The following is a 12,595-nucleotide window of genomic DNA, read 5'->3' as shown; positions in this document are numbered from 1 at the left end:
TGCCTCAGACCAGCGACTGGTAGAACATGTGCCGGATATCCTCGCACACCGGCATCTTCTGACCAAGGTACTGGCTCATCACCACGCCGGTGATATCGTTTTCCGGGTCGAGCCAGAAGTAAGTCGTGGCAGCGCCTTCCCAGCCGCACTCACCATTGACGCCATAAAATGGCGACTGGGCCGCATTGACCATCACCCGTCCGCCCAGACCATAGCCATAGCCATAATATTTGGGCAGGTTGCCGATCGAGATCGGCAGCTGACTTGCGGGCAGGCGGTTGCTCCACAGCGCCCGGATCCCGGCCTTTGAGATTATACGGTTCTCGGCCGCATCGGTCCCGGTCAGCAGGAAGCGGGCGGCCTTGGCGTAGTCGGCGACGGTGGAAAATAGACCCAGTCCGCCGCGTTCGAACATGGGATTTTCAGCAGTGTAGATCATATAGGGCGCGCCGTAATGAAGCTGACCGTCACCGGCGACCTTCGGCTTGGCGACACCCGGCGTGAGCACGGCGTCGCCGAAGACCGGCAGCAGTCGGTCGCGCTTTTCCTCGGGCACGAAGAAGGCGGTGTCGACCATGCCGAGCGGATCGAAAATCCGCTCTTTCAGGATTAGCGCAAGAGGCTTGCCCTCGATCACCGAGATCAGATGGCCAAGCACGTCGGTCGACAAGGAATAGTGCCAACGCGTGCCCGGCTCGGCAAACAGCGGTAGCTCGGCGAGGCTGTCGACCAGTTCCGCCAAGCTGTGCTGCTCGGCCAACTTGACCTTTTCGAGATAGAGCGGGGCTACCGGATTGCCCTGCTGCCATTGGTAGGTGATACCCGAGCGATGGGTGAACAGATGTTCGACCAACATGGTGTTCTGCGCCGGGGCGAGATTGCCGTCAGCGTTCATCACCTGCATCTCGGCAAACCCGGGCAGGTGCAGGCCAACCGGATCGGACAGGCGCAGTTTGCCCTCGTCAAGCAGCATCACGCCGACCGCGGAAACCAGCGGCTTGGTCATCGAGAAGATGCGATAGATCGGGTCCTTGGGCAGCGAGGTGCCGGTGTTGACGTCTGCCAGCCCGACCTGCCCGTTCGACAGCGTCTTGCCGCCCCGCTCGATGTGCCATTCGAGCGAGGAATAGTCCTTGGCGTTGATATAGGCTTGGGCCCGATCCCGTACGCGTTCTGGATGATACATTGTAGCCGTTTCCTTGATTGGTTGTGCCAGACCGCGAGTGGTCCGGCCCTACTTGTATTCGAAACCCGGCTCTGTTGCAAACATGGGGCACGGCCGCGCGGCGTCACCCAGTTGGGGGATTAGGCAGCATTGGCGAAATGCTTATTGAGCATAATCATGGTTTCGGTCAGGGCCGAGGGTCCAATTCCGAATGCTCTTTCAACCAGGCGCACCTCCCCCATGATACCTGGCTGCAGGCACCATGCCTGGGCCTGTCCTTTGCGTAGGGCGCGCATGACCTCGAAGCCCTTGATCGTGGCGTAGGCCGTTGGCATCGACTTGAAGCCACGTACCGGCTTGATCAGCATCTTCAGCTTGCCGTGGTCGGCCTCGAGCACGTTGTTCAGATATTTCACCTGCCGGTGCTCGGTTTCCGCCGCCAGTTTGCCTTCGCGTTTCAGCTCAGCGATTGCTGCGCCGTAGCTGGGTGCCTTGTCGGTATTGAGTTTGGCCGGCTTTTCCCAGTCCTTCAGGCCACGAAGAGCTTTGCCCAGAAAGCGCTTCGCCGCTTTGGCGCTGCGTGTCGATGACAGATAGAAATCAATCGTGTCGCCCCGTTTGTCGACCGCCCGGTACAGGTAGGTCCATTTGCCCCGCACCTTTACGTAGGTCTCATCCAGACGCCAGCTCGGATCAAAGCCGCGCCGCCAGAACCAGCGGAGACGCTTCTCCATCTCCGGCGCGTAGCGCTGCACCCAGCGATAGATCGTCGTATGATCGACATCGATCCCACGCTCGGACAGCATTTCCTCGAGATCACGGTAGCTGATGCCGTATCGACAATACCAGCGCACCGCCCATAGGATGACCTCGCCGGTAAAATGCCGTCCTTTGAAATCGTTCATCGCAACTGACCTTGACAGTACATGAGCCCAATCTTGGAAACCGTGTCAGAGTTTGCAACAGAGCCCGCTCGCCCAGTAGGTCGGTGAGATAGCCGTCTTGTTCGATCGGTACGTCCTGATCCCACAGGTCGGCCCCGCCCATGCCGGCGTGGGTGAAATAGTCGACCCCGCCGGCGCGGTAACCCCAGAAATGCTCGTAGCCGCTTTGCAGCGGGCCATAGTCTGCCAGCCGACCAAGATGCCACTTGCCCACCAGCGCGGTGCGGTACCCCGCCTGCCGCAGCAGAGAGGGGAAAGTCGGCTGGGACGGTGGAAGTCCAACGGGCCGCGAGGACAGCGGTTCCTCCAACCCCACCGGCAAACGATATTGATAGCGACCCGTAATCAGCGCGGTGCGCGTGGCCGAACAGACCGGCGAATTGGAATAGGCGTCGAGATAGCGCGTGCCCTCGGCCGCCAGTCGGTCGAGATGCGGCGTTTCGTAGTCGCGCCGACCATAACACGAAAGGTCGGCATAGCCGAGATCGTCGGCCATGATGAAGACGATGTTGGGGCGGCGGTCGCCCGTCCGCGCTTCGAGCCGATGCACGCAGGCCGAAGTCATCAGCGCGCCGGAGCCGACAACGAAAGTCCGCCGGGTAACGGAGTCGGTAAAGGGAGCGGCCCTCGTCATCCCTGCTCCTACTTTGCCTCAGACCAGCGACTGGTAGAACATGTGCCGGATATCCTCGCACACCGGCATCTTCTGACCAAGGTACTGGCTCATCACCACGCCGGTGATATCGTTTTCCGGGTCGAGCCAGAAGTAAGTCGTGGCAGCGCCTTCCCAGCCGCACTCACCATTGACGCCATAAAATGGCGACTGGGCCGCATTGACCATCACCCGTCCGCCCAGACCATAGCCATAGCCATAATATTTGGGCAGGTTGCCGATCGAGATCGGCAGCTGACTTGCGGGCAGGCGGTTGCTCCACAGCGCCCGGATCCCGGCCTTTGAGATTATACGGTTCTCGGCCGCATCGGTCCCGGTCAGCAGGAAGCGGGCGGCCTTGGCGTAGTCGGCGACGGTGGAAAATAGACCCAGTCCGCCGCGTTCGAACATGGGATTTTCAGCAGTGTAGATCATATAGGGCGCGCCGTAATGAAGCTGACCGTCACCGGCGACCTTCGGCTTGGCGACACCCGGCGTGAGCACGGCGTCGCCGAAGACCGGCAGCAGTCGGTCGCGCTTTTCCTCGGGCACGAAGAAGGCGGTGTCGACCATGCCGAGCGGATCGAAAATCCGCTCTTTCAGGATTAGCGCAAGAGGCTTGCCCTCGATCACCGAGATCAGATGGCCAAGCACGTCGGTCGACAAGGAATAGTGCCAACGCGTGCCCGGCTCGGCAAACAGCGGTAGCTCGGCGAGGCTGTCGACCAGTTCCGCCAAGCTGTGCTGCTCGGCCAACTTGACCTTTTCGAGATAGAGCGGGGCTACCGGATTGCCCTGCTGCCATTGGTAGGTGATACCCGAGCGATGGGTGAACAGATGTTCGACCAACATGGTGTTCTGCGCCGGGGCGAGATTGCCGTCAGCGTTCATCACCTGCATCTCGGCAAACCCGGGCAGGTGCAGGCCAACCGGATCGGACAGGCGCAGTTTGCCCTCGTCAAGCAGCATCACGCCGACCGCGGAAACCAGCGGCTTGGTCATCGAGAAGATGCGATAGATCGGGTCCTTGGGCAGCGAGGTGCCGGTGTTGACGTCTGCCAGCCCGACCTGCCCGTTCGACAGCGTCTTGCCGCCCCGCTCGATGTGCCATTCGAGCGAGGAATAGTCCTTGGCGTTGATATAGGCTTGGGCCCGATCCCGTACGCGTTCTGGATGATACATTGTAGCCGTTTCCTTGATTGGTTGTGCCAGACCGCGAGTGGTCCGGCCCTACTTGTATTCGAAACCCGGCTCTGTTGCAAACATGGGGCACGGCCGCGCGGCGTCACCCAGTTGGGGGATTAGGCAGCATTGGCGAAATGCTTATTGAGCATAATCATGGTTTCGGTCAGGGCCGAGGGTCCAATTCCGAATGCTCTTTCAACCAGGCGCACCTCCCCCATGATACCTGGCTGCAGGCACCATGCCTGGGCCTGTCCTTTGCGTAGGGCGCGCATGACCTCGAAGCCCTTGATCGTGGCGTAGGCCGTTGGCATCGACTTGAAGCCACGTACCGGCTTGATCAGCATCTTCAGCTTGCCGTGGTCGGCCTCGAGCACGTTGTTCAGATATTTCACCTGCCGGTGCTCGGTTTCCGCCGCCAGTTTGCCTTCGCGTTTCAGCTCAGCGATTGCTGCGCCGTAGCTGGGTGCCTTGTCGGTATTGAGTTTGGCCGGCTTTTCCCAGTCCTTCAGGCCACGAAGAGCTTTGCCCAGAAAGCGCTTCGCCGCTTTGGCGCTGCGTGTCGATGACAGATAGAAATCAATCGTGTCGCCCCGTTTGTCGACCGCCCGGTACAGGTAGGTCCATTTGCCCCGCACCTTTACGTAGGTCTCATCCAGACGCCAGCTCGGATCAAAGCCGCGCCGCCAGAACCAGCGGAGACGCTTCTCCATCTCCGGCGCGTAGCGCTGCACCCAGCGATAGATCGTCGTATGATCGACATCGATCCCACGCTCGGACAGCATTTCCTCGAGATCACGGTAGCTGATGCCGTATCGACAATACCAGCGCACCGCCCATAGGATGACCTCGCCGGTAAAATGCCGTCCTTTGGGCTCTGTTGCAAAGATTGGCGGCAGTCAGAGGTAGGCTGTCGCTCTGCGCCGATCAGGCGGCTGCTGCGAAATGGTGGTTGAGCATGCCCATGGCCTCCGTCAGCGCCGAGGGCCCAATGCCAAAAGCTCTCTCCACAAGGCGCACCTCGCCCCTGATGCCGGGCTGCAGGCACCAGGGGCGAGCCTGTCCTTTGCGCAGGGCTCGCATGACTTCGAATCCCTTGATCGTGGCATAGGCCGTGGGGATCGATTTGAAACCGCGCACCGGCTTGATCAGTATCTTGAGCTTTCCGTGATCGGCCTCGATCACGTTATTGAGATACTTCACCTGCCGGTGGGCCGTCTCCCGGTCCAGCTTTCCTTCGCGCTTCAATTCGGTGATCGCTGCACCATAGCTCGGCGCTTTGTCGGTATTGAGCGTGGCAGGCTTTTCCCAGTGCTTCAGGCCTCGCAGGGCCTTGCCCAGGAACCGCTTCGCTGCCTTGGCGCTGCGGGTCGGCGACAGGTAGAAATCGATCGTGTCGCCCCGCTTGTCGACTGCCCGGTACAGGTAGGTCCACTTGCCCCGCACCTTGACGTAGGTTTCATCCAGGCGCCAGCTCGGATCAAAGCCACGCCGCCAGAACCAGCGCAGCCGCTTCTCCATCTCCGGGGCGTAGCACTGGACCCAGCGATAGATCGTCGTATGGTCGACCGAAATGCCGCGTTCCGCCAGCATTTCCTCAAGGTCGCGATAGCTGATCGGATAGCGACAATACCAGCGCACCGCCCACAGGATCACATCACCCTGGAAATGGCGCCACTTGAAATCCGTCATCGTTCCGTCCGTCCAATCTCCGCCAAGCATGCTCAAGCTTCACGATTTTTGCAACAGAGCCCTCGAGCATGTTTTCCTGTGGTGCCGCGACCGCCGTATCTATGGGCCGTCGCGCAAGGAGCTGGAACGCCTCGTCCGTTCGCAACGACACCTCTATCTGGAGGCCCTGTTGGCCCGAGTCCGCGATCGGCTTGCGCCGGATGCGGTCGCCTTGCTGGAAGCCTCGCTCGCCGATCCCGATGGCCCGACCGGCTTCAACACGATGAAGGGGGATGCAGGTCAGGCGACGCTCGAAAACATTCTTGGCGTGACCGCCAAACTCGCCTTTATCCAACGGCTTGCTCTTCCCCGAGATTTCCTATCGGTCACGGGCAAGGCATGGGTCGATCAGATCGTTCGCCGGGTTGCCGGCGAGAAAGCCTCGGAGATGCGCCGGCATGTACCGGCGCGCCAGCTCGGGCTCTATGCCGTTTATCTGATGGCGCGGGAAGCTCAGCTTACGGATGCGATGGTCGACCTGCTGATCGAGACGGTCCATAAGATCGGATCGCGCTCGAAACGCAAGGTGGTGGGCGATATCGCGAAAGACATCGAGCGGGTCTATGGCAAGGAGCGACTCCTGGTCGAGATTGCCAGCGCTTCGATCGACGATCCATCCGGGCGCATCTGCGATGTCATTTTCCCAATCGCCGGCAAGGACAAACTGGCGGCGATCATCAAGGAAAGCCAGGCAAAGGGCGCCTTGGATCGGCGGATCTACAAGGTGATGCGGAGGTCATGGGCCAATCATTATCGCCGTATGCTGCCAAGCCTGCTTTCGGCACTGGAGTTCCGGTCGAACAACGCCGTGTGGCGTCCGGTGCTGGCGGCCCTGGACTGGATCAGAAGCAAAGTGGATGATGGATGCCGCTACGTGCCGCCGCACGCAGTGCCGGTCGACGAGGTCATTCCGGCGAGATGGCGCAGTTCCGTCATTGATGAAGAGGGGCGCGTAAACCGGATCAGTTATGAGCTTTGTGTCCTCGCGCAACTGCGCGATCGCATCCGTTCTAAGGAAATCTGGGTTGTCGGGGCGGACCGATACCGCAATCCCGATGACGATCTTCCCAAGGACTTCGATGCGCGGCGAGAAGCATATTACACAGGATTGAACCTGACGGCGGATGCGCGTGCATTTTCAAGCGCCATCCGGGAAGAGCTTGCTCAGGAACTGTTGCTCCTCAATGCCAATATTCCCCGGAACGACAAGGTTCGGCTGCTGTGGCGCGGCGAGAACCGTATATCTCTCACCCCGTTCAAACCCTTGCCCGAACCCAGGGGTCTCGCCTCGATCAAGACCGAGATCGGCCAACGCTGGCCGATGACCGGGCTGCTCGACGTACTGAAGGAGGCTGCCCTTGATACGGGACTTCTCGAAGCGTTCGAAACATCGGCCTCGCGTGTTGCACTGCCGAAAACCGCGCTGGATCAACGTCTCCTGCTATGCCTCTACGGCCTGGGAACGAATGCCGGGCTCAAGCGGATCGCCGGCGCCACCCCCGATGTCAGCTATGAAGAGCTGCTGCATGTCCATCGCCGCTTCGTTCATGCCGCGGCGCTCAAGGAGGCGTGTGCCAGGGTTGCGAATGCGACCCTGGCAATCCGCAATGCTGCAGTCTGGGGGGACGCCGGCACGGCCTGTGCGTCAGATTCCACAAAGTTCGGAGCCTGGGATCGCAACCTGATGACGGAATGGCATGCGCGTTATGGTGGACGGGGCGTCATGATCTACTGGCATGTCGAACGACGCGCGACATGCGTCTATTCCCAGCTCAAGCGCTGCTCTTCCTCCGAGGTCGCCTCCATGATCGAGGGCGTGCTGCGCCATTGCACCGACATGGAAATCCAGCGACAATATGTTGATAGTCATGGCCAAAGCGCGGTTGGCTTTGCATTTTGCCGGCTTCTCGGATTTGAGCTTGCACCCCGCCTGAAAGCGATCGCTCGCCAGAAGCTGGCTCTTCCCGATGTCGGCATGCGAACGCGGCTTCCCCACTTGCAGCCGATCCTCTCCAGTCCGATCAACTGGGATGAGATCGAGCAGCAATATGACGAGATGGTCAAATATGCAGCCGCGATGCAGACAAAAACCGCCGACCCGGAGGCGATCCTGCGCCGGTTTAGCCGCTCCGAGGTGATGCACCCGACCTACAAGGCGTTGAGTGAGCTGGGCCGCGCGGTCAAGACGATCTTCCTGTGCCGGTATCTGCGCGAGGAGTCCTTCCGCCGCGAAATTCATGAAGGCCTGAATGTCGTTGAAAACTGGAACAGTGCCAATGGGTTCGTTTTCTTCGGCAAGGGCGGCGAGATCGCCACTAACCGCATCGATGAGCAGCAGCTCTCGGTCCTGGCGCTACATTTGCTGCAAGCGTCGCTTGTCTATGTGAACACCCGAATGCTTCAGAGCGTGCTGGTGGAACCGAAATGGACGGGCCGGATGACGCCGGATGATTATCGCGGCCTCACACCGCTGATTTACAGCCACGTCAATCCTTATGGCCGCTTCGACCTCGATCTGAATAGCCGGATCGATTTTGGGCGGCTTGCTGCCTGACCGGGGCCTTTCCGCTCGCACCATTTGGGTGCACCCGAACGTGACGATCGGAAGTGACATATACGACATGTCACAAAAGGGTGGTTCCGTCACCAATGTTACTGTACGAGGGCAAAGCCACCCTAATGTGACGGATTTGCCCATGACCCGCGTCGGCTACGCCCGCGTCAGCACCATCGACCAGGATCTCGACATCCAGGTTGCCCGGTTGAAGGCAGCGGGCTGTGAAATCCTCCGCTCCGAAACAGGCTCGGGCGCATCGCGCACTGGACGCACGGAGCTTGAGACGATCATGCAGTTCCTGCGCGCCGATGACGAACTCGTCGTCCTGCGTCTCGATCGGCTCGGTCGCTCCACACGCGATGTTCTCAATCTGGTTCATGAACTCGACCAGAAGGGAGCCTCATTGCGGGTGCTTGAGCCGGAGGTGACGACGGCCGGAAGCATGGGGCGGATGGTGATCACCATTCTGGGCATGGTCGCGGACATGGAACTGACGTTCATCAAGGACCGGCAGCGCGCCGGGATCGAGGCGGCGCGCGCCGAAGGCGTCTACAAAGGCCGGAAGAAAAACATCGATGACGATGAAATCCGACGCCGGATCACCGCCGGCGCGAGCAAGGCCAGCGTCGCGCGCGACCTCAAGATCTCAAGAATGACCGTCTATCGGGCGCTTGACGTCATTCCTTCAAGGATCGGGCTGCCGGAAAAGCCGCCTTCTGTCACCATCGCCCTGCATCTGACCATCGAGAACTTCAACAAGCATGGTCGTGGCAGAAAGCCCGCTCGCGAGCGCATTGAGGCGATGCTGGAGCGGGATTACCAGATGCAAAAGACCGGGAACTGCGATTACACGCTGACCGTCGCCTATGATCAGGGTGCCGATGGCGTCAGCCTCGATGATGAGATCGCATCTCTCCAGACAGAGATGTTCAACATCGCAGAGAGCTACAGGTGCTCGATCGAGACCGATGTTTACGAGATTGGAGGACAAGAGCGAGCCTGGTAGATCGCCATGTTCAATCTTTGTTCTTCAACATGGCCAAAATCGCAGCTTCGGGCCGACTGGGCCAACTCCTGACCGAGAGCGAACACGATCAGATCCTCGCCATCCCGACCGAGCGCGACCATCTGGCCCGACTCTATAGCTTCGAGCCTTCGGACATCGAGATCATCGGCGCACGACGGGAGCGACGGAACCAGTTGGGCGTCGCGCTGCAACTCGCGCTCTTACGGCACCCGGGCATCACACTGGCGCAGTTGATACAAGACAGGGGAGCGATACCCCATGATCTCGCCGCCTTCGTCGCGGAACAGCTTGGTCTCCACGTAACCGACCTGGCCAACTATGCGGCGCGGGATCAGACGATGACGGACCATGCCCGAGAGTTGGCCGCGCGCCTGGGACTGCGGGGGCCGACCCGCGCCGATATCCCCTTCATGATAGAAGCGGCCAGGAAAATGGCATGGGCGACTGACAAGGGGATGACGATAGCGACCGGAGTTGTCACCGCCCTTCGCGAGGCCCGGATTCTGCTGCCGTCAATCTCCACTATCGAACGTGCCAGCAGCGCGGGGCGCGCGCGTGCCCGCAAGCAGGCTGCCTATGCCTTGATCGCCGATCTCAGCACCGAACAGGTCCGCGCCCTCGACCAGCTCTTTGACGACGCCGGCGGCACGAGCCAGCTCGCTTCGCTCAAGACAATCCCCATCGCGGCCAAGCCCGATCACATCCGCCAGATTCTCGACCGCCTGCGGCAAGTGCGGAAGATCGGCATCTCCCCGGACGTGGCTGGCCGCATCCATGCGGACCGATTTCGGCAATATGTCAGGGAAGGCCGCGCTTCGCCTGCCTATATGATCGAGCGATATATTCCCTCCCGGCGGCGCGCCACGCTGGTTGCGCTCCTGGTCGATCTCGAGGAACGACTGACCGACAACGCCCTGGAGATGGCGGACAAGCTGATCGGCAGCATCTTCACCCGCGCGAAGAACGCCCAGGCGCGCAGCTATGCCACCACGTCGAAGAATGTGGCGCGACTGATGCTGATCTTTCGCAGGACGATCGACGCGCTGACCGATGCAGTCGATACCGGCGAAGATCCGATAGAGGCCCTGGACGCATCGGTCGGGTGGAACACCCTCCTGAGGGCCAGGCCGGAAGTGGCGACGATCGCGGCAACCGCTAGCCTTGATCCGCTGACGGTCGCGGCCGATCGCTACGCGACGTTACGCAAGTTCGCCCCCGATCTGCTGGAGGCGCTCCAGTTCAGGGCCGGAAAGGGAAGTGCGAAAACGATCGCCGCCATCGAGATGCTGCGCGACCTCAACAGGTCGGGCAAACGCGATCTGCCTGCCGACGCTCCGATGCCCTTCCGCAAGGAATGGCGGAAAATCGTCGTGGGCGATGACGGCAAGATCAACCGGCGGCTCTGGGAAATCGCGACGATCGCGCATCTGCGCAACAAGCTGCGTTCCGGGGATGTCTGGGTGGAGCGATCGGCGGGATACCGCCGGTTCGACAGCTACCTGCTCAGCGAACCGAAGGCGACGCCGATCGTGTCGGCTCTTGGCCTGCCGCCCACAGCCAGCGATTGGCTCGAACAACGGGGCCGCGAACTGGACTGGCGGCTGAAGAAATTTGCCCAGCGCCTGAAGCGCGACGCTCTGGAAGGTGTGCGATACCGCGATGACCGCCTCCAGATATCACCCGTTCGCACCATCGCGATGCCTGACGCCGAGATGCTGGCCGACCGGCTTGATGCCATGATGCCACGCATTCGCATCACCGAGCTGCTGCATGAGGTGGCGCAGGAAACCGGCTTTCTCTCGGCATTCACCAACCTGCGCACCGGCGAGCCGTGTCCCAATGAAAACGCCCTGCTCGCCACCATTCTCGCCGATGCGACCAATCTCGGCCTGTCGCGCATGGCGGCCGCGAGCCAAGGCGTCACGCGCGATCAGCTGCTGTGGACCCATGACGCTTATATCCGCGACGACAGCTACCGCGCGGCGCTGGCCGTCCTCATCAACGCGCACCACCGCCTGCCATTCTCGCGGATATGGGGCGACGGCACCACATCGAGTTCCGATGGCCAGTTCTTCAGGGGCGCGAAGCGCGGCGCGTCGGGCGGCGACATCAACGCCCGCTATGGCGTCGATCATGGCTTCAGCTTCTACACGCATGTTTCCGATCAGCGCGCGCCCTACCACGTCAACGTGATCTCAGCGGCGACGCATGAGGCGCCCTATGTCCTCGACGGCCTCACCAGCCACGGCACCGATCTGAAAATCGCCGAGCATTACACTGACACCGGCGGGGCGACCGATCATGTTTTCGCCCTGTGCGCCATGCTGGGATTTCGCTTCTGCCCGCGCTTGCGCGACTTTCCCGACAGGCGGCTCGCGCCGATCGCGCCGGTCACGGCCTATCCGTCCCTCACCCCGCTGTTGGGCAAGCGCATCCGCACCGACATTATCGGTGAGCAATGGGACGACGTGCTGCGCCTCGTAGGGTCGATTAAGGCCGGCCATGTCGCGCCATCGGTCATGCTGCGAAAGCTCGCCGCCTATGAGCGGCAGAACCAGCTCGACGTCGCGCTCCAGGAAATCGGCAAGATTGAGCGGACCCTGTTCATGCTGGACTGGCTCGAAAATCCTGATCTGCGCCGACGATGTCATGCCGGTCTCAACAACAGCGAACAACGCCATGCCCTGACGCAGGCGATCTACACCTTCCGCCAGGGCCGCATCATCGACCGTAGCCACGAGGCGCAGCAATATCGGGCATCCGGCCTCAACCTGGTCATCGCCGCAATCGTCTATTGGAACACGATCTACATGGATGCCGCAGTCCAGCATCTACGATCAACATCGGTCGCGGTGCCTGATGATCTCCTCGCACATACGTCCCCGGTAGGTTGGGAGCATATTGCTTTCTCGGGCGATTTCCTCTGGGATCGCGCAGCCGCTTCTGCTGGCCGCAAGGCCCTCAATCTGCCGCCGGATAGTCGCGCCGCCTAAGCGTTCGCTGATTGTTCGCCCTTAGACCCAATGACTGCCGGGAGCCATTTTGGCTCCGATCTGCGTTGCTCGCCTGGGGGTCAGAGCAAAGGAGATAGTCGATGGCAAAAGGTACCAAATACATCGGGCTGGACGTGCATAAGGAAACTGTCGCGGTGGCGGTCGCCGAAGGTGAGCGTGGCGGTGAGGTTCGCTTCTACGGTACGATCTCGAATGAGGATGATGCTGTGCGCGGTTTGGTCAAGCGGCTTGGCGGTTCCGGCACCACGCTCAGCTGGTGTTATGAGGCGGGGCCGTGCGGCTACGGGCTTCAGCGTCTCCTGACCAAGCTCGCTCAGCCCTGT

At 60.9% G+C, this 12,595-nt stretch carries 9 protein-coding genes and 1 pseudogene; 4 read left to right on the top strand and 6 right to left on the bottom strand.

Annotated features, from left to right (window positions below; all coding sequences use genetic code 11):
• Window positions 1-4 precede the first annotated feature (4 nt).
• The 6 genes from OOT33_RS17495 to OOT33_RS17470 all read right to left on the bottom strand — a co-directional run bounded on the left by OOT33_RS17495 (window position 5) and on the right by OOT33_RS17470 (window position 5,635).
• Complete coding sequence (locus tag OOT33_RS17495) at window positions 5-1,186, bottom strand: serine hydrolase (RefSeq protein WP_307751184.1); 1,182 nt, start codon at window positions 1,184-1,186, stop codon at window positions 5-7.
• Window positions 1,187-1,305: 119 nt separating this feature from the next.
• Window positions 1,306-2,070 (bottom strand): IS6 family transposase, encoded by a 765-nt coding sequence (locus OOT33_RS17490; protein WP_006949122.1) that lies wholly within the window; start codon window positions 2,068-2,070, stop codon window positions 1,306-1,308.
• A complete protein-coding gene (locus tag OOT33_RS17485; protein WP_307751185.1) occupies window positions 1,982-2,743 on the bottom strand; it encodes a sulfatase-like hydrolase/transferase in 762 nt (253 codons plus the stop codon). The genes OOT33_RS17490 and OOT33_RS17485 overlap by 89 nt, the downstream gene beginning before the upstream one ends.
• Window positions 2,744-2,761: 18 nt before the next feature.
• The gene (locus OOT33_RS17480; protein WP_307751184.1) at window positions 2,762-3,943 is read right to left on the bottom strand and encodes a serine hydrolase; all 1,182 of its coding nucleotides are present in this window, start codon (window positions 3,941-3,943) and stop codon (window positions 2,762-2,764) included.
• Between the two features lie 119 nt (window positions 3,944-4,062).
• Window positions 4,063-4,833, bottom strand: a complete 771-nt coding sequence (locus OOT33_RS17475; protein ID WP_307751207.1) for an IS6 family transposase — start codon at window positions 4,831-4,833, stop codon at window positions 4,063-4,065.
• Window positions 4,834-4,870: 37 nt separating this feature from the next.
• Window positions 4,871-5,635 carry an IS6-like element IS6100 family transposase gene (locus tag OOT33_RS17470; RefSeq protein WP_001389365.1) on the bottom strand — a complete coding sequence of 255 codons (765 nt, stop codon included), beginning with the start codon at window positions 5,633-5,635 and terminating at the stop codon, window positions 4,871-4,873.
• 28 nt (window positions 5,636-5,663) lie between these two features.
• Between OOT33_RS17470 and OOT33_RS17465 the strand changes: the two genes are divergently transcribed.
• From OOT33_RS17465 to OOT33_RS17450, 4 genes and pseudogenes are all read left to right on the top strand, one after another.
• Complete coding sequence (locus OOT33_RS17465; RefSeq protein WP_307751183.1) at window positions 5,664-8,228, top strand: Tn3 family transposase; 2,565 nt, start codon at window positions 5,664-5,666, stop codon at window positions 8,226-8,228.
• Window positions 8,229-8,370: 142 nt separating this feature from the next.
• Window positions 8,371-9,237: a recombinase family protein gene (locus OOT33_RS17460; protein WP_006961816.1), complete on the top strand. Its 867-nt coding sequence runs from the start codon at window positions 8,371-8,373 to the stop codon at window positions 9,235-9,237.
• 29 nt (window positions 9,238-9,266) lie between these two features.
• Entirely contained in the window at window positions 9,267-12,251 is a 2,985-nt protein-coding gene (locus OOT33_RS17455; protein WP_307751182.1) for a Tn3 family transposase, read from the top strand.
• A gap of 101 nt (window positions 12,252-12,352) precedes the next feature.
• Window positions 12,353-12,595, top strand: a pseudogene (locus OOT33_RS17450) (IS110 family transposase); the annotation flags it as partial.

Origin of the sequence: Sphingobium sp. DEHP117 (assembly GCF_030867385.1) — a bacterium.
GTDB lineage: Bacteria > Pseudomonadota > Alphaproteobacteria > Sphingomonadales > Sphingomonadaceae > Sphingobium.
This window is presented reverse-complemented; position numbering and strand designations above follow the sequence as displayed.